This is a genomic window from Sphingomonas sp. GW821-FHT10F09 (assembly GCF_058809195.1).
Genome location: NZ_JBXASI010000011.1, coordinates 1 through 22,658 on the forward strand (window position 1 = coordinate 1; position 22,658 = coordinate 22,658).

A 22,658-nucleotide genomic window follows, 5' to 3' on the forward strand; every position below is an offset into this window, starting at 1 on the left:
CATACCCGTCACACCGCTCGACGAAGGGGTCCCTTTTGGACGCCGATAGGGGGTCCTTTTTGGACGCCGATTGACACCCTGTCACTGCGGAAGCGGCTTGAAGTACAAAAAATGTCACTTGGACATTGATCGACGTGGGTGAAGGCCGCCAGCCGGTCCTTGTTGCATCATTCGGCGACGGCATCCTTGAAAGGCTGGACGTCTGCTTTTTCCAAAAGCCGAAACTCGAGTGGCGAAGCGGGAACGACAGCTTAGTCCCATTTTTCGCCGTTCCGCATTCTCGGCCCGTCGCTCACGAGGAGCGGACCCGTCTACATGAATGAATGACCGAAGCTGGGAAGCGAGCGGGGCGGCCTGAACGTCCACTTGTGGGTCTTATGCCACCGTGGTGGCATCATGGCTGAAGCCAGGTAAAAGCATCGAATTCCCGCTTGAAGTGAACGCGTGCCGCCCGTTCATAAACGCGCTGCCCGCCCGCTCCATTGGTCAGCACGATCAGAGCGTTACCGGTGTCCAAATCGAGCATGAAAAGGTTGGCCACGCCGTCGTTGGCACCCCAATGCCATGCGAACCGACCGGTCCCTGTGATCTCCAGTCCCCAGCCCAGCCCCCATATGAGGCTGCCTTCGACACCAATTGTCGGCGTGCTCATGGCGGGGAAGCGCCGGGCGTAGCGGAGGAACCGCGCGTAATCTCCTGCCGTGGTCCACAGTCCGGCTGCCATGTTGGGCGTCATGAAGATCGGCAGCGCAGGTTTGCCCAGTCGTTTTGCCATCGTAGTACGATCGTCTTGCGTCCAGGCTTCGACGGGACGTGCCGGTCCGGCCTGCTGCGCCCGTCGAAACGCTTCGGGACCCTTGTCCGGCATCACGTCGCCGCCCGCGTCGTGAGGCCAAGCCGCGGCAGGACGGTTCGCCGCCGGCCAGCCGTAGGTGCATTGGGTCATGCCTGCGGGGATCAGCACGCGTGATCGAACCGTTTCGGCCGCGGTGCGTCCAGTGACAGCCTCCGCGAGGCGGCCGAGCAGAACGAACCCTTCTCCGGAGTAGCGGAAAGCCGAACCGGGTTTGAACCGGCTGACGAGAACGCTTCCGGCGTCGGTACGCCAGTTGGGCAGGCCGCTGGAATGGGACAGCAGATGCCGCGGCGTAATCGTGCGGGTCGCCGCGTCGTCGGTGAAATCGACATGGCTTGCGATCGGTTCGTCGAGATCGATCAGCCGCTCGCGAACCAGATCGTGGATCGCGGCAGCAAGCACCGGCTTGGACAACGAGGCTGCTTCGAACAACGTGTCCGTTGTCGCCCGAATCTCGCCGGCCTTGGCGTATCCGACCGCACCCGTAATCAGTTCAGACCGACCGAGCGTTGCCCAGCTTGCGCCCGGAACGGACGCCAAGGACATCCACGCGTCGATTGGAAAGGAGGAGGGGCCTGCTGCCCGAGCATCAGTCGCCTCCGTGAAAGCCCAGGCGCTACCGAGCGCCCCTTGCAGCATCGTTCGACGAGACGGTGTAATAGAGAATATCCTCGATGCGACAGGCAGGCGGCGGCGATAATGGCGTGACCGGCACCGAAAGGCGACGGCTGCGGTCGATAGCAGCCTTCGATGCTCGTCAGAGCTGCGCGACCCACCGTTCGAGGGCTGCGGTATCGCGCATATCGCCGATGTAGAATTTGACCGGTTTGGCCGGTACGTTCGAGCCGCGTTGGCGACCGCGATACACCTTCATCGGGATGACAGCGCGCGCAAAGCCGCTGGGCAGCGCGACCTGGCGAACGTCCATATAGAGCGAGTCCGCGCTTGTTTCCTGGCCGACGTGAACGCCCCCCAGGCTCGTCCAGAGATCGACGGCATCGAGGCATGCCGATCCGCAGCCCCAGTCCGTCAATACATAGATCCTGCCTTTCCGCTTTGGTGTCGTCTCTTTCGCTGCTGTTGACGTGTCGTCCGTGTCGACTTCGCGCCACAGGGCATCGCCGCGCACCCGAGCGCTCGTCATGCCCGCTGCCACCCGATCGGCCCAGAGCTTTGATTCCTGCGATACGTCGGGGGCATTGCGCCAGGCAGTGCGATAGCCCTCGAGCGTGGCGATATTGCCGGCGGATGCACGCCAGTCGACGCCCTGTGAGTTGGAGGGCAGCGCATTGATGGCAGCGCGTCCCCACAGGATTGCCGCGATCTGCTGCGACCAATCGGACGAACCCCCGCCGTTGCCGCGCAGGTCGAGCACGATGCGCGGCGCGGCTGCGACGGCGTCGATGTTTGCGCGCATCGTGGCTATGATTGGCGGCAGCGCTTTCGCATCGGCGCTGCCCGGATCGCCGTTGAAGCCGGGCAGCGAATACCAGCGGGTGCCGTCGGCCAGCGTCCGGGCGCCAAAATCCGGGTGGGCGCGGGGTGCCGTCGCAGCGAAGCGCGCATCGAAGTCGGCATCGGGCAGGTCGCGCCACGTCAATCGGATCTCGCGCGGCGTACCATCGACGGTGAAGCGGCAGCGCGTGGGGCGGACGATGTACGGGTTGCCGGCGTCCAAAAACAACCGACCGCCATTGGTCGCACGCTGGCTGACCAGCTCCCATCGTCCGCGGAATGCCCCGACGTTTCGCGCTGCCAGTGGTCCGGCAGCTATGCCGTCGCAGCTGTCGAGCCGGGCGCCGAGTGGCAACGGCGCGTCGTCGGCGCGGGTCATCACCACCTGACGGCCTGCACCGTCGAAGCCAGTCAGAAACCCCGGCCAGCGGATCGGCAACGCGACCGGCTGCGTCACGTCGAGCGCAACATGTCCATCGTTGAAGCTCGCCACATAGCCGCGCATCGCCCAAAGATAACCGGGATAGTCACGCGTCGACGCCGCGCGGCTCAGCGCCAGCGTCAGTCCGGCATCGTTGCGCGCGGCGAAACCCGGATCGAGGCGGTTGACCAGGCCAGGATGATTGTCGGCGATCTGATCGTGGTATGCCTGCGCGTCCGCCCGTAGCGTCGCCGCCCAGTCGCGCGGCACGTCCGCCGCCCCGATCAGCGCGACGGCAGCGCCGGTCAAAACCATCACATTGCGGCGCATTGTTTCGTCCCCTGTCCGATAAAATCCATAACGCGAAGGTCGCCCGGCGCCATGCACAAACATGGCCGACCGACGCATCAGCATCCTGTCGGACGCGCATCGAGCATTGCCGGCACCGAGATGATCGTGATGTCGGTCATCATGCCAAGATACGCCTCGATAAATGCCTTGTGCGCGGCACCGACGATGAGCAGCGCCTTGCCACCGGGGATAGGAGCGGTGACCTCGCGGACCGTCGTTGCGATGCGCAGGTTTTGCGCCTCCCACGCGGCCACGCGCTGGCGACCCAAGGTGTTCAGCCGTGGGCTTTGCTGGAGCGATAGCCACTGCGCCTGCGCGTCTGCCTTGGCGAACGCCGGGGAATTGAGCACTCGGAATACCGGCAGCACACGGTCTGGCGTGTCGAGCGCCAGCGCCTTGCTGCCGAAGGGAGTGAGGGCAGGTGTGGTCTTGTCGAGCTGCGCGACAATGTCAGGCGAGGCCTTCACCGCGGCGCCGAACGCCGCGTTATCCGGCAGCGCCACATCGCTGAGGTGATCGCCGGCTCCGTAAAGGCGCGGGCGTCCAAGCTGCACCGCGAGGGCGACGGCGATCGAGACAATCTCGCCGCGCCCGACGCCGAAGCGTTCGATTTTGGTCTTCATCGTCTCGCTGATGCCGTCGCTGGCCAGCCGCTCGGAGGGACCGAGTTGCAGCCATTGTGTCGCGGCCGAGAAGGGTTCGCCCGCCGCAAGGAACAGGGCGGCGAGACGACGGCGATCCGCGGCGGTGGGGTGCGCTCGTGTCATCAGCGCATCGGCCTGTGCCATCGCATCCGGCCCGGTGATCCCCAGCGTCGCCTGCGCGTCCTTGGCGATGGCCAGTGTCGGCCCCGCCCATTTACCGGCATCGCCACGCAACGCCTTGTAGGCTTCGATCGCGGCAAGCTGTTCGCCCGACATCGCCTCTGTCAGGATGACGTTCGGCGCATAGTGGCGAAGGCGACACATGACCGGTTCCAGCCATGCTGGATCGAACGCCTTGGGTGCGTTGTCGAGATGCGACACGCCAAGCACCATGACCTGCGTCGCCGGTGCGATCAGATGCGCCTTGGCGCGTGCCGGGTCGAAAGCCTGCCGGGCGGTTGCCGGCGGCGCAAGGGTCGTTGCTGCGGCCAGGCTGATGGCGGTCCAAACGAGACGTATCGTCATGCGGGGCTTCATTGTGACATGGCCTGCCGCCTCAATTCCACCAGAGCGGCGGCAAGACTATCCCTGCCGCCTTCGACGAAGACATCGGGGTCCAGTAACCAGCGGGGACGATCCAACACGTCATATACCGGCTCGGCGGAATATTGCAGCGCCAGCCCGGTGCGGTCGAGCCGGAGCGGGAACACCGCCGCGCCGACCCGCATCATCGGCGTGCCGACGATCACGGCACGACCGATTCCGCGCATGCCCATCGGAAAGCCTTCCGCCATGCTCGCGCTCCAGCGGGAGGTCAGCACCGCTACCGGCTGGCGATAGGTGAACGGACCGCGCGGTTCGACTATCTCGGTCCATGGCGCGCTCAGCCCAGTGCCGTCGCGCCGTCGCATGCGGGCGTACGCCTTGGGTTCGGTGATGAACCGCCCCATGATCGGGCGCGCCACCGCCGTATCGCCGCCGCCGTTCTCCCGCACGTCGATGACGAGGCCTGTGGTATCCTGGAAACGGAGCAGCGCGGCATCGACCGCAGCGACGACCGCGTCATCGGCAAAGCTGCGGATGACGATCAGTCCGATATTGCCGGCAAGAAGGCGGCTGTCGACATTCGGCTGGTTTGTCGGTGGTTTGACGGGGACCAGCACATCCCGAACGCACCCGCCCGGCGATCGCAACGACAGCGTGCGTGATTGGCCGCGGCGGCCGGAAACGGCAACGTTATAGGCATAGGCTTGCGCGGCGGGATCGGGCCGCGACAGGCAGCGCGGCATCACGCTCGCGGCAATCGTTGCGAGCGGGGATGCATCTACCGCCAGCACGGCGTCGCCAACCTGGACACCGACGTCGGCAGCGGCCGAACTCGCCCGCACGCTGGTGATGATGGCAGTGCTGTCCCGCGACGGCTCGACCCATACGTCGAAGTAAGGGCCGCGGAGCGCATCGGCGGGCGGGTCGCTCATATGCGTGTGGGCGTCATACAATTCCCCCACGACGTCGGCGACCACCGCGGCGAATGCGTCGCGGGATGACGCTGCGAGCGCGAGCGGGCGATACCGCCGGTGCACCGCGTTCCAGTCCGTCGCTTTTTCATCGAAGAAGCCATAGCGTTCCCCCAGCGTCCGCCAGAGTTCGTCGAAGTCTTCGGCGTAGGTGACGTCGTGTGGCGGCTCGTCCGCCCGCGCCGGAGCGTACGGTAATTCTGCTACGCCGAGCACGCCGACACCGGCCGCCATCAGCGATCGTCGGCTCATAATGCGCTGCATTACGTTACACTTTCATCAGGCGTGGAGTCCGGTCAATTCGCCATGCTCGCGCTGAGCATCTTGAGATGGGCTTTCGCGTGGTCATTGGTCCCGTCCAGGCTCAGCGACCGGCGATAGGCGGCGATGGCCTCAGCCGGCTCATGGCGTGCCTCATAGGCTTCGCCCAGGCTATCCCACGTGTTCCCGCTGCCCGGATGCAGGCGGGTATTGAGGAGGAAGACCCGCAACGCATCGTCCCGCATCCCCGCGCCGAGCAGGCGGCCGCCCCAGTCGTTGAGCTCGCCCTCGCTCACGACGAAGCTGGCATTTACGTGTCGGAGCGCGGCATAGGTCGTCTCGGGCGCCGCTTTGGGAGCGGTAGCCATCGCGACGCGGAGCCGATCGGCCGCCGGGGACAGGCCGCCGCCGTTCACCAGGCGAAGCTCGGGATAGAAGCTGCCGGCGATCTCCCCGATGAACTCCTCGGGATTGGCGCCGGCGAGGTTGGTCAGGACGACGATCGCCAGATCGTCCTTCGGATAGACGAAGAAGGCCGAGCGGCGCCCGCCGATCCCCGTGGCGACAGAATGCCGTGCGTCAGGCCGGAGGGGCCAGCCCATGCCCCATCGCGTCGGCGTGCCATCGGCATAGCGGCCGGGCGTCCACATTGCCGCAAGCGAGGCGCGATCCAGCAACGTGCCGTCCTGCAGCCCGATCAACCATCGTGCGACGTCGGTCGCCGAGCCGTTCAGGCCGCCGGCGGTGCGCATGAACGGAGCGAACTCGTCAAAGGCATGCTCTAATGGGGCATCCTTCGCCGAACCGTCGATCGCACCCTTGGCGTAACGGTAGATTCTGACCCGTCCTGGAATGACGTCGCGGGTTTCCCCGAACACGAAATGCGATGCGCCGACCGGATCGAACTCATGCATTGTCATGTATCGCGTGAACGGTGTGCCGGAGAGCTTATCGATGATTTTGCCAAGCAGCACGTAATTGGTCTGGTTGTAGCGGAAGCGAATACCCGGGGCGGCGTCCACCGGACGCATCTTGACGGTCGCCCATGCGGAGATTTCATCACCGTCGCCGATCAGATTGCCGGTGCCCTGGCCTTTGGGTTGTTCCAGAACGTCCGGCAGACCTGACACGTGGGTAAGCAGCTGACGAACGGACACGATCCCCCACAGCGAAGGCCAGTCGTCGACATAAGCCGACACCGGTGCGTCCAGCGACAGCTTGCCGGCCTGCACCAATTGCATGATCGCGACACCCGTGAAGGACTTGGTCGACGAATTTAGCGTGAAGAGGCTGTCCCGTGTCACCGGGATGCCGGTTTCTTTATCGGCTAGGCCATAGGCGCCATCGAAGACGATACGGCCATGCCGCACGATTGCGATCTGTAGGCCCGGAATGCGACGGCGGTTCATCTCTTCGCGAACGATCGCTTCGACGGCTGTCCGCTGAACGACGGGTAATTCGGTCGTGACCGATGATAGCAGGCTATCGGCGTCGACGCTTGCCGATGGAGCAGCGTGGGCCGGGGCTGCCGTGGCAATAGCCGCGCAAGCGAATAGCACATTGCAATACATGTTGAATCCAGCGCCCACTATCGTTTCCCCAATCACCGACCGCCATCGACCACAGTTGTAGTCGTTCCGTCAAGTGGGATATCGGCACGTCGAATTTCGCTGAACCGAAGCCGCCAGATAGTGCCCGATCCAGCGGGCTTCGGCGGCGCCTGGACAGCAGAAACGGCTATCGAACGAGAATGTACGGACGTCTGCTTTAGGGTAGCGGGGAAGGGACCGCGAATGTCCGGATCTGGGTCATCTTGCTCATACAGGCTTCACCTTCTCAGGGGTTGAAGCCTAAGATCAACCCGGGGCGGTTCATGTAGTCGCCCACCGTCTTCATCGCGGTGTCGCTGCAAAGCCGCCATCGTGCTGGTGTCGGGCAGTCCGTGAGGCGGACCGGAGCTATTGTGGTCGCCACTGCAGATCTGCATAACGGTTTTCGCCATCTGTTGCGACGGGAAACATGATCCCTAATCCATTGTCCCGCGCGCCTTAGATTCTCTTCCCCCGAAAGCCTCTCGATGCGTCTGGTCGCCTGCTCCCTCTTCACATTGCTGATCGCCAGCGCTGCTCCAGCACAACAGCGCGCGGAGGTGACTGCCGCCGATTACACGCGCGCGATGCACCAGCTGGGCCCTTGGACGGCACCGCTCGTAGATCACGTGGTGCGGACGGCGCATTGGATCGGCGCGCGGCGCTTCTGGTACGTGGATATGAGCCGCGGCGTGCCGACGATCATGCTGGCCGACGCAGCCAAGGGCACGAAGGCGCCGGTCTTCGAGACGGCGGCGCTGCTCGGATCGATGAATGCAGCAGGGCTGAAGGAACGGGACGCTACGAAGCTCGCCTTCACGGGCCTGGAGCCGGATTTCGCCAAGAGCACCGCGATTGTGGTAGTCGGTGGCGAGCGCTACGCGTGCGCCCTGTCGCAGCCCTATGGATGCACAAAGGTGGCCGTCCCGCAAGCTGGGCAGATCGCAGCCAATCCGGCGCCGCGCAGCCGGCCACCGGCGGTGACCTCTCCGGACGGCAGGCGCGCGGTCTTTCTTCGCGACTGGAACCTGTGGGTCCGCGACGTGGCCACCGGGACGGAGCGGCAGCTGACGACCGATGGGGTCAAGGACTTCGGCTACGCGACCGACAATGCGGGATGGAAGCATTCGGATCAGGCAATCGTCATCTGGTCGCCCGATTCGAAAAAAGTCGCGACCTTCCAGCAGGATCAGCGTGCGGTGGCCGACTTCACGACCACTACGACGCAGGTCGGCCACTCCGTCACCGATACCTGGAAGTACCCGTTCGTCGGCGACAAGGAGATCATTCAGATCCAGCGCGTCATCGTCGACGTGGACGATGCCCGCGTAGTGCGTCTGACCATGCCGCCCGAGCCGCACCGGTCATCGCTATGCGACGATGTCGTGTGCGGCGATGGACCGCAGGACATGCAGTGGGCAAAGGACGGCAGGACGCTGGCGTTCGTGTCGACCTCTCGTGACCACAAGATCGAGACGGTGCGCATCGCCGATGCGACCACCGGTGCGGTGCGCGATGTGTTCACCGAGACCGTGCCGACATGGTTCGACAGCGGATACAACGACGAAGGGATCAACTGGCGCTACCTGTCGCAGCGGGGTGAGATCCTGTGGTGGTCGCAGCGCGACGACTGGGGTCACTACTATCTTTACAGCGCCGGCACCGGCAAGCTGCTGCGGCAGGTGACGCTGGGGCACTGGAACGTCGACCATCCAGTTCATATCGACGAGCACAGTGGTAAGATGCTGATTGCTGCGGTCGGACGCGAGCCAGACGTCGACCCATATTACCGAAGCATCTACGCGGTGAGCCTGAACGGTGGCACGCCGAAGCTGCTGACGCCCGAGCGGCAGGACCATATCGCGGTGCCGTCTAGCGATGGCCGCTACTTCGTCGACATCTACTCGACCCCGCAGGAGCCGCAGACCGCGGTGTTGCGGCGCGCGGACGGCTCAGTGATAGAGACGCTTGCCAAGGGCGACCTGACGCGGTTGCGCGCGACCGGCTGGCAGGCGCCGGAGAGCATCGCCGTCCGGTGCAGCGACGGCAAGACGCTGTGCCATGGACTGCTTTTCAAGCCTGCCTCACTCGATTCGCGAGCTAAATACCCGGTCATCGACTACGTCTATCCGGGACCCTTTACGGGGACGATCCCCTCGAGGCAGTTCTCGGCGTCGAGTGGAGACGCGGGTGCGTTAACACAACTGGGTTTCGCGGTCGTGGAGATCGACGGGCTGGGAACGCCGCGGCGGTCGAAGGCCTTCCAGGACTTCTACCATCACGACATGGGCAAGCAGGCGATTCCCGACCAGGTCACCGGCATCAGGGATCTGGCTTCGCGATATGCTTGGATGGACGCCGATCGCGTGGGTATCTGGGGGCATTCGGGCGGCGGCAATGCTACTGCGGCCGCGATGTTCCTGTATCCCGACTTCTTCAAGGTCGGGGTCGCTGAGAGTGGAAATCACGATAATCGAAACTATGAAGACGATTACTATGAGAAGTATCTCGGACTGCTGCAGAGCAATGGGGGAAAGACCAATTACGATCTGCAGGCCAATCAGGATATAGCCAAGAACCTGAAAGGTAAGCTACTGCTGGCGCATGGGCTTCTCGATGGCAACGTGCCGGTTTCATCGACGCTGCTGGTGGTCGATGCCCTCCAGAAGGCGAATAAGGACTTCGATCTCGTCCTGTTTCCGCGAGCACTCCACGGCTACGGTGACGTATCCAGCTACATGATGCGGCGTCGGTGGGACTATTTCGTCGATAATTTGATGGGGGCGACGCCGCCGAAGGAGTTCATGATCGTAAGGCCGGACGCAGGCCGTTGAAGCTGCGCGTTTCTCGGTTCTTTGTCGCACGATTCTTTGAAGTTGAGCTATGTCGTCGTGACCGGTGCTGAGTACTGAGGGTTGTCAATGATCGGTCGCACGAAGCTTCATCGGCTTGCAGGGCTTGCCAGGGGCGTACGGATGATCGCCCTTGTGATACTGGCGGGTGGCACGACTGCTGCGACCGCAACCCCCGACCATTCTTTCAGTGGCCGCTGGCGGATAGATACCAAGTCAATTACCGGAGATGCCAAGCCGACGGTCTTCGAAGTAAGCAACGGGCGTTTCAAGCGGGACGATAATGCGAGCATCACGGCCGATGGTCGCCCTCATGCCGTCGCCGATGACCTGTATGTCGATGAGCAGACCATCTCGATCGATAGCGACCATCGCGTCAAGGAGGTCGATAAGATCCGCGGCAAACTTGCGTATACCGTCGACTACATCATCTCTCCCGACGACAATACACTGACATGGCACGTCGCCAGCTACACCGGCCCGGACGGCAAGGCTGTACGGAGCGAAACAGTGCAGCGTCGTGTCGGCTCGCCAAAAAAAGGTGCGCATCTCCTCTCAGGAAGCTGGAAGCGCGTCAGCGTGACGGCGGACGCCGGAAATGACTGGATCCTTAAGCTCGAAGGTAATCGCTTTAGCCAGCGCACGGACGGTGGCTCGGGATATGACGCCATCATCGGGGGGCCACCGGTAAAGCTCGATGGGGACAATTCCGGCGTCCGAGCGCAAATTACACGACCAAGACCCGACCTTATTGTCGAAACCGATTTTGCGGCGAATGGTACAATCGACGATACTTTTTCGATGCGATTGATGCCCGACGGAAAAACCATTCGTGTCACGGGTACCTATGGCCCCGACAAAAGGCCGATAGCCTTCACTATGCACAAACGGACGGATTGATCAATCATCAGGCAATTGCTCGCTCGAGCACCAAGATTTGCGTCGGCCCAGTAGCCAAATTCTTAGCGGCGTCAGGAAGCCTCATGAAGGACGGTTCGAGACACCAGATCGCCTGAAACTGGCCAAACCGCTATCGACCGGCTTCTACGTTCACCGCCACAAGATCGGTATCGACAACGGTCAAACGCGGAGATGAACGAGCGGCAGGAGTTGGAAAGCTCGGAAGGGGGCGAGAATGACCGCAACTGGGTCGTATCAGCCCCGAGCGCCCCGTCAGCTAGTGCCCATTTGTGATCGCCCGCCTAAACGGTAAAAGCATGCGGTGTTGATGCTGATCATCCTCTCCGCGTGGACTGTGCTGCCAGCGCTAGTGGCGACGTCAATCATTGCGGCCGTCTTTAAAGGACGTCGAATTGCGAAGAGATTTCCTGCTCAGGCCGCGTTGATGGTTGGCACCGCTGTGCCATTACTTATGCTGTTTTATGGACTATACTTAGCTTGGCCATGGCCTTGGTTCACCCTTCAGCATCGATATGACGGCCTGGGGCAGCCGGGTGCATGGCTCGTTGTTGCCGCCGCACCCGTGTTGGTCGCCTGTCTGGCCGTCAGTTGGATCATACTCGGAAGACGAGCCCGGGCCGTTAGCTGACCTACGCAAAATGCCGGCTTAGCCCACCGGACGCAGTTGATAATGGCGATGAACGGATGACCGGTTTCGGATCGATCCCGGAGACCCTCGAACGACCGGAGCTGGGTCTTCGATCATCGGCGATGGCAGGCAGCGGTCACGCCAAAGCGGGATTGCCACCGGTGGAGCGCGGGGCATGGTCATCGGCTAACGGCCTGATCCGGAACCAGAGCGCGTAGAGCGCGGGCAGGAACACCAGCGTCAGCACCGTTCCGCCGAGCGTCCCGCCGATCAGCGTCACCGCCATCGATCCCCAGAAAACCGAGCTGATCAATGGCACGAACGCGAGCACAGCAGCGAGTGCCGTGAGGATCACCGGCCGCGAGCGTTGTACGGTCGCTTCTACGACGGCATCATACGGGTCCATGCCGTCCCTCTCATGGTCGTGGATCTGGCCGATCAAGATCAGCGTGTTGCGCATCAGGATGCCTGCTAACGCGATCAGGCCGAGGATGGCGTTGAACCCGAATGGCTGCCCCGTCATCAGCAGCGTCGGCACGACACCTATCAGCCCCAGCGGCGCCGTCAGCAACACGATCGCCATCGCCGACAGGCTGCGGACCTGCAGGATGATAACGATCATCATCAAAACGATCATGATCGGGAAGATCGGGGCCAGCGCCTTGTTGGCCTTGCCTGCCTCCTCGATGGAGCCGGCCATGTCGATGTGATAGCCGGTCGGCAGTTTCGCGATCAGCGGTTGGAGCTTTGCTAGCATCGCGGTCGAGACGTCGGGGGGCTGCAGGCCATCGGCGATGTCGCCGCGTACGGTAATCGTCGGCACCCGGTCGCGGCGCTGAAGGATCGGGTTCTCCATCCGCACTTCGATTCTGCCGATCTGGCTGACCGGAACGCGTTGCCCCGCACTGCCGGTGAGCGTGTAGTCGCCGATCCGGGCAGGATCGAGTCGATCGGTGCCCGCCGAGCGCGCCACCACGTCGACGGTGCGGATGTCCTCGCGCGCCTGGCTGACGACTGCACCGCTGAGCAGGAACTGCAACTGCTCGGCAACGTCGCCCGACGTCAGGCCAAGCGCGCGCAGCCGGTCCTGATCTAGTACAAAATGCAGCGCAGGCGCGCGGTCGCCCCAGTCGGCGTTGACGGTTCGCATCGACGGATCGGCCTGAAGGATCGCCTGCGCCCTGGCCGCGATCGTGCGGACGGTACCGAGGTCTGGCCCGCTGATGCGGAACGCGACCGGGAAAGGCGAATAGGGGCCAAAGGTCAGTTTGGTCGCACGGACCCGTGCCTGTGGGGCAAGCCCATCCACGGCTGCCTGACGCAGGTTGATACTCAACGTGTCGCGCGCCTCCTCGTCGGAAGTGAGGACGATGATCTTGGCAAAGGACGGGTCGGGCAGTTCCGGTGACAGCGACAGGAAGAAGCGCGGTGCGCCTTGCCCCACGTAACTCGTTACGATCTTCGCCTCCGGCTGGTTGCGCAGCCACGCCTCGACCTGGTTCGCTGCGGCAGCGGTCTGCGCGATCGCGGTGCCCTTAGGCATCTGGACTTCGACCAATACCTCGGGTCGGTCGGACGCTGGAAAGAACTGCTTCTTGACCAGCGCCATGCCCGCGCCGGCGATCAGGAACGCCGCCAGTGTAGCCAACGTGACCAGCAGCTTGCACCGCACCGCCCACGCGATCACGTCGCGCACCTTCTGGTAGCGCGGGGTCTGGTAGATCGCGGCATGCCCACCCTCAACCGGCTTGATGTTGGGCAGCAGCTTGACGCCCATGTACGGCGTGAAGATGACCGCGACGAACCACGAGGCGATCAGCGCGAAACCGACAACCCAGAAGATGTTGCCGGCATATTCCCCCGCGGTCGATTGCGCGAAGCCGACCGGCATCAGGCCGATCACCGTCACCATCGTTCCCGCGAGCATCGGCGCGGCGGTGTGGCTCCAGGCGTAGGCGGAGGCGCGGATACGGTCGTACCCCTCCTCCATCTTCACCACCATCATCTCGATCGCGATGATCGCATCGTCGACCAAGAGGCCGAGCGCGAGGATCAGTGCGCCGAGCGTGATGCGGTCGAGCGCCCGCCCGGTTGCCCACATCACGACCAGGACGACCGCCAGCGTCAGCGGCACGGCTGCGGCGACGACGATGCCGACGCGCCAGCCCAGGCTTATCAGGCTGACGATCATGACGATCGCCAGTGCTTCGAGGAACGTATGCATGAACTGGTCGACGGATTCGGCGATGTTGACCGACTGATCAGTGACCGGCGTCAGCGACATGCCCAGCGGCAGTTCGGCACCGATGTTCGCGACCTCGTCCTTCAGCGACTTGCCGAGATCGAGACCGTTCCAGCCCTCGCGCATCACGACGCCGAGCAGCAGCGCCGGTTCGCCCTGGCTTCGCACCAGGAAGGTGGCGGGATCCTCGTAACCGCGCTCTACGGTCGCAATCTCCGACAGGCGCAGCGTGTTGCCGCGCGTGACGATCGGCAGGTCTCGGATCTTGGACAGATCGTCGAATGCGCCGTCGAGCCGGACGACGATCTGCTGCCCCTTGCTCTCGATCGCGCCGGCAGGCGTGATGAGGTTCTGCTTGGCCAGCGCGCCAAAGATATCGCGCGGCGAGACGCCGAGTGTCGCCAGCCGCTCCTCCGCGAACTGGACGTAGATGCGCTCCGGTCGTTCGCCGACAATATTGATCTTGTTGACGCCCGGAACGTGCAGCAGGCGCTGGCGCAGTTGCTCGGCCTCGCGCGCGAGCAACCGTTGCGGCTCTCCCTTCGCCTTCAGCGCGTAGAGCGCGAAGGTGACGTCGGCATATTCGTCGTTGACGAAGGGGCCGACGACGCCGCGCGGCAGGCTGGACGCCTCGTCGGACATCTTCTTGCGCGCCTGGTAGAACTCGTCGGCGACTTCGGCGGGCGGGGTGGTGTCGCGCAGCGTCAGCGTGGTGAAGGCGAGGCCGGGGCGGGTGAACGTCTCGCTGCGGTCGTACCAGCGCAACTCCTGCAGGCGCTTCTCCATTGGTTCGGCGACCTGATCCTGCATTTCCTGCGCGGTCGCGCCGGGCCAGGCGGTGACGACGGTCAGCACCTTGATCGTGAAGCTCGGGTCCTCGGCGCGGCCCAGCTTCGAAAAGGCCACGACACCGGCGAGGATGATCGCGATCAGGAAGAACAACGTCACCGATCGTTCGCGCACGGCAAGCGCGGACAGGTTGAAGCGTCCGGACGTATCCGGCCGATCGTCGGTCCGGCCGCTCATCGGACGGCACCCGGCACCGGAGCGGCAATGCGGACCCGCTGGCCCTGGTGCAGCATGTGCGCGCCCATGGCGACGAACCGCTCGCCCGGCGCCAATCCCGATGTGACCGTGGCCGTTTCCTCGCCGACAGCGGATACCTGCACGGCGTGCCAGGCGACGGTCGGTGTCGCGCCACCGCGCACGATCCATATGCCGGGCCCGCGGCCAGTGTCGCGGAGTGCGCCTAGGGGTATCTCCATGCCGGCCGATTTACCCGGTAACGCAAGCGCGATCGTGACCGTGGAACCCAGCGGCGCACGAGCGGCCTTTCCGCCGAGCACATAGCGCGCCTCGAACGTGCGCGACGCCGGATCTGCCGAGTCCGCCAGCTGGCGCAGCGTGGCGGTGCCGGTGCTGTCGTCAAACGTCCGTGCGCGCGCGACGGAGTTGAGCGACGGGCGAAGCGTTTCCGGCAATTGCACCAACGCTTCGCGCGGACCGGACCGCGCTACCCGCACGACGATCTGTCCGGCAGCGACGACCTGCCCCGGTTCGGCGAGCGTCTCCACCACGGTGCCGTCGGCGTCGGCCAGCAACGTCGTGTAGTCGGTTTCGTTGCGCGCTACCCGCGCCTGCGCCTGTGCCGCGAATAATTGCGCACGCGCCGTGTCCGCCGCGGCTTTCGCCTGATCATAGGCGGAGGCAGATACCGCGCCCGCTCCGACCAGATCGCGGAAGCGTCGTTCGTCGGCAGCGGTCTGCACCGCGCGGGCACGGGCGGCGTCGACGGTGCCGAGCGCCGCACGCGTGGCCAGCGCCAGGTCGGCGCCATCGATCCGCATTAGCGGTTGGCCGCGACGCACGACCTGCCCCGCGTTCACCAGTCGTGCGACGACCTTGCCGCCGACCCGGAAGCCGAGATCGCTCTGCACGCGTGCCGCGACGATCCCCGTGAATTCGCGCGAGACGTCGCTTGCTGCGGTCGGCGTCGTCACGCGTACCAGGGGTGGTTGGGTGCGGGGGTCAGGTTTGGCATCGCGGCAACCGGTCAGCACCCCGCCAAGCAGGATCGGGACAGCCATGGCATAGCAATGAAAGCGGTTCGACACGTGGCGGTCCTCCCAAATACGGGAGCGTGAATGCTATCGAGTTACCAATATGTCAACTGGTCACAAACTTCCAATACGGTACTTACGGCGCCAGGCTCCGAAGAATGAGGCTCGTGACCTCGTTCTGCGCCTCAGGCAGCAGGTCCAGATTACGCTCCAGGTGAAGCGGGTCGATGAAGGGCATCATGGCGTAGAAGATCGCGCGGCAAGTTTCGTCCAACGGCGTCTTGCGCTCGAAGTCCCCGCTCTCGCGACCCTCGCGAACCAGATCCTCGACGATCGATCTGAGCGTCGCCGAATAATATTTCGCAGAATTCCACTGTTCGAGCGCGGAGAGCGCCGCGACCTCGTAGATCTTCCGATCGTCGAAGAACAGCGCGACGCTGAGCGCCGTGACGCTGCGGAACATGCGACGAAACCGGTCGGTTGCACTGCCGCCTTCGTCCATCGCCACGCGTGCTTCAGCGATGATCCGGTCCAGACGATCCTTACAAATCGCCTCGCCGATCGCCTGCTTCGATTCGAAGAAACGATAGATATACGCTTTCGAGAACCCGATCCCACGGGCCAGATCGGCCACGGTCGTCTTTTGGTAGCCGTAGCGCGCGAAACACTCATTGGCCGCGTCGATGATCTGATCGCGCACCGCATGTTCGGCGGGGCCGCGCGCCAGCGTTTCGGAGGTGAGTGCATGGTCCATGACCCCAGATAATCGTATAGGCGCGCATTGACAACAAGTGACCAGTTCGTCCATCGGTAACAAAGTTAGTTGGGTTGGAATTTTGAGATGCGATCTGTACCGCATGGGCGAGCGTCGGTTCTTGCACTCCTGTCTTTGTCGGGTTGCGCAGTGGGATCGCGCTATGTCGTACCGGTAACGTCGCCGCCTGCAACCTATGTGGGCGGGGCCGCCGTGGAAGCCCGGCTGGGTTCCGCCAACGCGGCCGACATGGTCAGCTGGTGGAGGACGTTCGGTGACCCTGTGCTTGCAGGGCTGGTCGAACGAGCGCTTGCCCAGAACTTCGACCTGCAACAGGCGCGCGCGCGGGTGATACAGGCTCGTGCCGCATCGAAGGGCGCCAACGCCGCCCTGTTGCCGTCCGGTCAGATCAACGGGCAGGTCGGTGAAATCTACCAATCGCTGGAGACGCCGATCGGTCGGATCGGCAGCGCCTTTCCGCAGTTCGAACGCTCGACCGAGACATACGAGGCGAACCTTGGTGCGAGTTGGGAGCTCGATGTGTTCGGCGGACGCGATGCCGCCCGCGATGCCGCACGGGCGGACTGGGAGGCGTCAGCTGCAAGTGCCGTCGCGGCACGGTTGACCGTCGCGGCGCAGACGGCGGATACCTACATCCTGGTCCGCGCGTTGCAGGCACGCCTGGATGTCGCGCGAGCGCAGGCGGCCACTCAACAGCGCCTCGTCGACCTGATCGCGTTGCAATATCGCAAGGGCATTGCCGCAGAACTGCAGCTCCGCCAGGCCGAAGGAGCGTCGGCGCAGGTCCGCGCCAGCGTCCCTGCGCTCCAGAACGAATTGGATATCGCGATGAACGCGCTGGACGTACTCGTCGGCGTGCAGCCGGGCAGCAGCCGAGCCCAGCTTGCCGGTCCCGCCGCGATACCATCCCCTCCCAAGGTATCGACGGCGGGCGGGCCGGCGGCGCTGTTGCGACGCCGGCCCGATATCATCGCGGCCGAACGCACGCTCGCGGCCTCGAATGCTCGGATCGGGGCGGCGGTGTCGGAATATTACCCGAAATTCTCGCTCAGCGGCCTGCTCGGCACGGCCACCACGGCTGCGGGTGGCCTGTTCGGCGGCAATGCGACACAGGCCAATGGCGTGCTGGGGCTGCGCTGGCGACTGTTCGACTTCGACCGCGTCGATGCCGAGATCAAGGCAGCGAAAGGGCGCAACGCGGAGGCCTTGGCGGCCTACCGCCTGGCCGTGCTGCGCGCGTCGCAGGATGTCGAGGACGCCTTTTCAACCTTGGTACAACAGGAAACGCGCGCTGCGATGCTGACACAGGGCGAGCAGTCGCTCACTCGGGCCAGGGCGACTTCCGATACGGCATACCGGGGCGGCGTCATCAGCCTTATCGAGGTGTTGGACGCGGATCGGCGCCTGTTGGAGACGCGCGACGGGGCGATCCAGGCGAGAGCAGCGGCAAGTCGCGGCGCGGTCGCATCGTTCCGGGCACTGGGCGGCGGCTGGGATCCTGCTCAAGTCACGACGTCGACCGGCGCCGGCATGATGCTAGCCAGCCAGACTAAGTAGAAGGAGGGAAGACCATGTCATCTGAGGCTGCCGAAGGAACCAATGGACTCACTCAAGTCCGCGCGCTGATCGCGACCGGACGGCAACCGCCGTTAGGCGAAAAACTTGGTATCTCGCTGATCGAAGCGGACCATGGACACGCGGTCTTCGAAGCCACGCCCGACGGAAGTTCCTACAATCCGATGGGTTCGGTTCATGGCGGCTATATCGCGACGATCCTCGACAGCGCCTGCGGTATCGCGGCGCACACGGCACTGAAGCCCGGCTACGCTTATACGACGCTGGAGTTGAAGGTCTCATTCGTGAAGGGCCTTAGCAGCACCAGCGGCACGATCCGCGCTACCGGCCGGCTGATCTCCATGGGCCGTCGCGCCGCCTTCACCGAAGCCACGCTGCACAACGACAAGGGGCAGGTCTGTGCGACGGCGACCTCGACGTTGCTGGTGTTCGAGGTGCCATCCGCAAAATAAGCAATAGTTGGCGCTCCCGAGCTTGATTTGGGACTTTCCCAGATCGCCATTTTCTTCGGGAAACGGGCGGCGATCGGAAATTCGCCGCCCCACGCAGCCTTTGCGGCAATATTAACGAGCGACCGAAGTTGGGTAGCCGAACGTAGCTCGGGAACGTCCGGTTGTGGGTCTAGGCAGACAGTAGCAGTCGACAGCGCGGCTCTCTGTCTGACCGCGAAGCATTTTTTTTCCGAAGAGCCGCTTGCGGAACGGGCGAGCGTTGACGATCGCGATTAAGGTAGCTGAGTTGATTCTCGGCTCGGCATCTACGCTCGAATAATCGGAGACAGCAGTTTGTCGAGCTTGCGGTTCGTCGTTCCAACGCTCCTCGCAGCTGGCTTGGCCGGCGCGGCTTGCGGTCAGGCGAGTACGAGTGAAACTACGTCGGCGAAGATTGAAGTTCCGAAGGTGGAGCGAAAGGGCGTGTGGCAACCCACAACACGCGGGACGCAGATACCATTGTGGCCGGCGGACGTGCCTCTGGCGAAGCCGGACACTGGCGATGAGGCCGAGGGCACGGGAAACGGCTCTCCGCTTGTCGGGGGCAGGAAATGGCATTGGGCGAGCTATGTCACCCGGCCGACGATGACGATCTACCGGCCCATAGGGCGGAACACGGGCGCAACGATGCTGGTGCTGCCGGGCGGCGGCTTCTACGCGGTGGCGACCGACCTGGAAGGCACCGAGATCTGCGACTGGGTCGTCGCGAAGGGCATGACATGCGCTATGCTGAAATACCGGACGCCGCAGGTCTGGCCTAAGGTGGACGGGCGGCAGAAGCGGCCGGACGTGCTGCTGGGCCTTGAGGATGCACACCGCGCCATGGGGCTGTTGCGCCACGGGGCTGCGACCTACGGAATCGACCCGCATAAGATTGGGGTGATCGGCTTTTCGGCCGGCGCCTATCTCGTGACGAACATGAGCAACGATTACGAGCGGACGTACCCCATCCGCGACGCGGCCGACCGGGTGTCGCCGCGACCAGACTTCGCAGTCGTCGCCTACACAGCGCGTGTGCTCGACACTATTAAGCGCAAGAACGAACTCGAGCTCGCGCCTTGGGTCAGGATCAACCCGAAGGCGCCGCCGACGCTCATCATCCATGCGATGAACGATCCGGTCGACGATATCCGGCAGCCGATGGCTTACGCACTGGCGCTTAACGACGCAGGCGTGCCGGTCGACATGCGCCTGTATGCAAAGGGCGGACATGCATTCGGGCTGCGGCCGACCGCCGAACCGATCACGACGCAGTGGCCGGGGCAGGTCGAGCAGTGGTTGCGCAACATCGGCATGCGGTAGGCCGCTGCGGCCCGAGTTCCGGTGCATAGACGAGGCGCCTGAAGGCGCGCCATCGGCGGGCCTTCTTCAAGGCGCGGGGACGAAGCGGTCACCCTTCATCTTTCGCAGCAGCCGTCCTTGCCCTTCGAGCAGCGGTTCGCTCGAGAACGTGGCATTAGCGCCGTGCTTCGCCGCTCATCGAGATGAACGAGCGGCCGAAAGCAGGATGGGTTTGAGCGGCCGTGAACGTCCGCACTTGGGTCGGTCGAGACAGTGCTGAGTGTCCACCATTAAGTCGCCTCCGCGGAACTGACGGCAGCTTACCAGGGTCAAGCGTTCAGATCGGCCAGCGACGCACGCGCTCCGTCCCTTGGGTCCGTCTGCCAGACCGCAGCTAGGCGTGCTTCTCACGGACCCAGCTTTTGCGCTCGGCGAAGATCTTCTGCATCTCCACCATGTTGTCGGTTCCCCAGGTGCAAAGGGGTTCAAGAGCCTGAGCGAGGCTCTGGCCGAGCGGTGTCAGCGCGTAGTCGACGCGCGGCGGCACCTCCTTGTAGTCGTTCCTGCGCAATACGCCGTCCGCTTCCAGCTCCTTCAACTGCTGGATCAGCACCTTGTCGCTGACATCGCGCACCGCCCGCTTGAGTTCGCCGTAGCGTGTTGGTCCGCGCAGCAGGAAATAGAGGATGAGCGGCTTCCACTTGCCCGATATGATCTTGAGGGTCGCGTCGAGGCCGCAAGTGAAGTGGGGGGCAATCGACGTGGGCTCGCCGCTGGTGTTATAATCAGCTTCAGACATCGGGGTACTTACCTAAAGGTGCATACTTGTCATTAGGTAGGCATAGGGCCAGCTGCGTGCAACCAACTTCTGGAGGCACGTATGAACCGACTTGAAGGCAAGACTGCGATCATCACCGGCGGCGGCACTGGCATTGGCCTTGCCTCGGCAAAGCGCTTCATCGAGGAAGGTGCGTTCGTCTACATCTTCGGCCGAAGGCAGGCGAAGCTAGACGCAGCGGTGACTACGCTCGGTGCGAATGCGCGCGGGGTGGCGGGATCAGTGACCGATGCCGAAGATCTTGACCGACTGTTCGACATCGTGAAGCAGGAGCGCGGCACACTCGATATCCTGTTCGCCAATGCCGGAACCGGCGCCTTGGTGCCGCTTACCGAGATTACGTCCGAGCACTATGACGAGACCTTCGACGTCAACGTGAAAGGCACGATCTTCACGGTGCAGAAGGGCCTGAAGCTGATGAGTGAGGGCGGATCGATCATCCTCACCGGCTCGACCACCGGCATGATGGGTACGCCCGCATTCAGCATGTACAGCGCGTCAAAGGCTGCTGTCCGCAACCTCGCGCGTAGCTGGGCGCAGGACCTGCGCGGTACGGGTATTCGCGTCAACGTCTTGTCGCCTGGACCAACGCTGACCGAACTGGCAGCCGAGGTCGTCGGTCGCGAAGCGATGATCGAGATGGGAGCTACCACGCCGATCGGCCATGTCGGCGACCCATCCGAAGTCGCGGCGGCTGCCGCGTTCCTTGCATCCTCCGACAGCAGCTTCATGACGGGCAGCGAGGTGTTCACCGATGGAGGCTTGGCCCAAATTTGAGGAACTCTGCCAGCGGGCGATAAGCCCGCTGGCTTGGATAGTTTGGCCGCACGAATAACTCTGCTCGCCACAAAAGCCATGAAATAGAAATTAACGAATGGCCGAAGTCTAGAAGGGCGAAATGTGCGTGAACGTCCGGCTTTGGTTTTCGATGTCGCGAGCAGGCTTGGCTCGATAAAACTTCAGCCTTGGGTCAGTGAGGCCCTCCCGGTAGCAGACGCAACCGGCTGAAGTGTCGCGGAAAAGAGCCGCTCGAGCTTCAAGGCGCCATCATGGGTGAGTTGGATGGACTCAGCAGCCTCGTCCATTACAGTCAAAAGACCGCGCTGCCCAAGCAGCCTAATCCATCGGGCTACGATGTCGCGAGACAGGTTGATGCCGTTTGCGATGTCGGAGACCCTTGCTATGCGGCCTTCAGCCTCCGCCAGATAGGCGTGGACCAGAATTAATCCCACGTGGTCACTGAATAGATCGCGCCCCAGTTCTTCGATTCGAAGATCGTAGAGATGCTTGACTTGGAGAGCTGCCTTCCACAGCCGTGACGGAGAAGCTGCTCGGTGTTTGCGTTCCGTCCACGACAGGGTTGAGATTAAACGACCTTCATTATTGAACTTTGAAACCAGCAGATCTGCCTCGACTATGCCCCCATCGGGGCGAACGTAGCGCTTGCGGAGGTGGGTTGGTGCTGCCTTGTCTACGAGCTGCCGCAGCATCTCGCTACTCTTTTGCAGGTCCTCAACCGCCGTAATCTCTTTGTACGACAGACCAACCAGCTCATCACGCTTCCGCTGAACAAGCTCCGAAAACGCTTCGTCCACGTCCAAAATTATGCCGATTGTACTGGAGACACAATGCGCGACGGGCATTCGTCAGTCTTTCCGAGATTGTGTTGGCCAGCCCCGCTTATAGCAGATTTTCAACGTATCCCGGCAAGTCCGTTCAGGGGGGCGTGCGGTTTGTCCTGCGGGCGTCTGCGTATCAAATCACGAAGCAACGGGGCCTAGTGCATCGGACGGCGCCGCGACCGCGATCATGCGGTTCATCGCGTCGCTGGGATTGTCGATGCGGAAACCGAGGCCGCGGGCGAGCGCGGTCGCCCGCGCGCTCGCCAGGATCTGCAGGCA

The 22,658-nt window shown here is 63.4% G+C and carries 17 protein-coding genes; 7 read left to right on the forward strand and 10 right to left on the reverse strand.

Annotation, left to right across the window (positions count from 1 at the left end; all coding sequences use genetic code 11):
- The first annotated feature begins 70 nt into the window (after window positions 1–70).
- The gene (locus AC1RTO_RS19120; RefSeq protein WP_493162448.1) at window positions 71–142 is read left to right on the forward strand and encodes an SEC-C metal-binding domain-containing protein; all 72 of its coding nucleotides are present in this window, start codon (window positions 71–73) and stop codon (window positions 140–142) included.
- Window positions 143–394: 252 nt separating this feature from the next.
- On the opposite strand, the gene AC1RTO_RS19125 is transcribed toward AC1RTO_RS19120, so the two are convergent.
- From AC1RTO_RS19125 to AC1RTO_RS19145, 5 genes are all read right to left on the reverse strand, one after another.
- Window positions 395–1,495 carry a serine hydrolase domain-containing protein gene (locus AC1RTO_RS19125; protein ID WP_493162432.1) on the reverse strand — a complete coding sequence of 367 codons (1,101 nt, stop codon included), beginning with the start codon at window positions 1,493–1,495 and terminating at the stop codon, window positions 395–397.
- A 118-nt stretch (window positions 1,496–1,613) separates the two neighbouring features.
- The gene (locus tag AC1RTO_RS19130) at window positions 1,614–3,062 is read right to left on the reverse strand and encodes a hypothetical protein (protein WP_493162433.1); all 1,449 of its coding nucleotides are present in this window, start codon (window positions 3,060–3,062) and stop codon (window positions 1,614–1,616) included.
- Between the two features lie 77 nt (window positions 3,063–3,139).
- Window positions 3,140–4,252 (reverse strand): DUF5694 domain-containing protein, encoded by a 1,113-nt coding sequence (locus tag AC1RTO_RS19135; RefSeq protein WP_493162434.1) that lies wholly within the window; start codon window positions 4,250–4,252, stop codon window positions 3,140–3,142.
- 8 nt (window positions 4,253–4,260) lie between these two features.
- Complete coding sequence (locus AC1RTO_RS19140; RefSeq protein WP_493162435.1) at window positions 4,261–5,508, reverse strand: S41 family peptidase; 1,248 nt, start codon at window positions 5,506–5,508, stop codon at window positions 4,261–4,263.
- Window positions 5,509–5,540: 32 nt separating this feature from the next.
- On the reverse strand, window positions 5,541–7,076 hold the full coding sequence (locus AC1RTO_RS19145) for a serine hydrolase domain-containing protein (protein ID WP_493162449.1): 1,536 nt from the start codon (window positions 7,074–7,076) through the stop codon (window positions 5,541–5,543).
- A 506-nt stretch (window positions 7,077–7,582) separates the two neighbouring features.
- Between AC1RTO_RS19145 and AC1RTO_RS19150 the strand changes: the two genes are divergently transcribed.
- Complete coding sequence (locus tag AC1RTO_RS19150) at window positions 7,583–9,928, forward strand: S9 family peptidase (RefSeq protein WP_493162436.1); 2,346 nt, start codon at window positions 7,583–7,585, stop codon at window positions 9,926–9,928.
- A gap of 141 nt (window positions 9,929–10,069) precedes the next feature.
- A complete protein-coding gene (locus tag AC1RTO_RS19155) occupies window positions 10,070–10,846 on the forward strand; it encodes a hypothetical protein (RefSeq protein ID WP_493162437.1) in 777 nt (258 codons plus the stop codon).
- 785 nt (window positions 10,847–11,631) lie between these two features.
- Here the strand turns inward: AC1RTO_RS19155 and AC1RTO_RS19160 are convergent.
- From AC1RTO_RS19160 to AC1RTO_RS19170, 3 genes are all read right to left on the reverse strand, one after another.
- Window positions 11,632–14,763 (reverse strand): efflux RND transporter permease subunit, encoded by a 3,132-nt coding sequence (locus AC1RTO_RS19160; RefSeq protein WP_493162438.1) that lies wholly within the window; start codon window positions 14,761–14,763, stop codon window positions 11,632–11,634.
- A complete protein-coding gene (locus AC1RTO_RS19165; protein WP_493162440.1) occupies window positions 14,760–15,851 on the reverse strand; it encodes an efflux RND transporter periplasmic adaptor subunit in 1,092 nt (363 codons plus the stop codon). Before AC1RTO_RS19165 ends, AC1RTO_RS19160 begins: the two co-directional genes overlap by 4 nt.
- Before the next feature lie 82 nt (window positions 15,852–15,933).
- The gene (locus AC1RTO_RS19170) at window positions 15,934–16,551 is read right to left on the reverse strand and encodes a TetR/AcrR family transcriptional regulator (RefSeq protein ID WP_493162441.1); all 618 of its coding nucleotides are present in this window, start codon (window positions 16,549–16,551) and stop codon (window positions 15,934–15,936) included.
- Between the two features lie 87 nt (window positions 16,552–16,638).
- Here AC1RTO_RS19170 and AC1RTO_RS19175 point away from each other — a divergent pair, with 87 nt between their 5' ends.
- From AC1RTO_RS19175 to AC1RTO_RS19185, 3 genes are all read left to right on the forward strand, one after another.
- Window positions 16,639–18,129, forward strand: a complete 1,491-nt coding sequence (locus AC1RTO_RS19175) for an efflux transporter outer membrane subunit (protein ID WP_493162442.1) — start codon at window positions 16,639–16,641, stop codon at window positions 18,127–18,129.
- Between the two features lie 14 nt (window positions 18,130–18,143).
- The gene (locus tag AC1RTO_RS19180; protein WP_493162443.1) at window positions 18,144–18,599 is read left to right on the forward strand and encodes a PaaI family thioesterase; all 456 of its coding nucleotides are present in this window, start codon (window positions 18,144–18,146) and stop codon (window positions 18,597–18,599) included.
- A gap of 624 nt (window positions 18,600–19,223) precedes the next feature.
- Window positions 19,224–19,940 carry an alpha/beta hydrolase gene (locus AC1RTO_RS19185; RefSeq protein WP_493162444.1) on the forward strand — a complete coding sequence of 239 codons (717 nt, stop codon included), beginning with the start codon at window positions 19,224–19,226 and terminating at the stop codon, window positions 19,938–19,940.
- Between the two features lie 373 nt (window positions 19,941–20,313).
- Here the strand turns inward: AC1RTO_RS19185 and AC1RTO_RS19190 are convergent, their stop codons facing one another.
- The gene (locus AC1RTO_RS19190; protein WP_493162445.1) at window positions 20,314–20,718 is read right to left on the reverse strand and encodes a winged helix-turn-helix transcriptional regulator; all 405 of its coding nucleotides are present in this window, start codon (window positions 20,716–20,718) and stop codon (window positions 20,314–20,316) included.
- A gap of 81 nt (window positions 20,719–20,799) precedes the next feature.
- On the opposite strand from AC1RTO_RS19190, the gene AC1RTO_RS19195 reads away from it, so the two are divergent.
- Window positions 20,800–21,534: an SDR family NAD(P)-dependent oxidoreductase gene (locus tag AC1RTO_RS19195; RefSeq protein WP_493162446.1), complete on the forward strand. Its 735-nt coding sequence runs from the start codon at window positions 20,800–20,802 to the stop codon at window positions 21,532–21,534.
- A gap of 182 nt (window positions 21,535–21,716) precedes the next feature.
- Here AC1RTO_RS19195 and AC1RTO_RS19200 read toward each other — a convergent pair whose 3' ends face one another.
- The gene (locus tag AC1RTO_RS19200) at window positions 21,717–22,400 is read right to left on the reverse strand and encodes a PAS domain S-box protein (protein WP_493162447.1); all 684 of its coding nucleotides are present in this window, start codon (window positions 22,398–22,400) and stop codon (window positions 21,717–21,719) included.
- Window positions 22,401–22,658 lie beyond the last annotated feature (258 nt).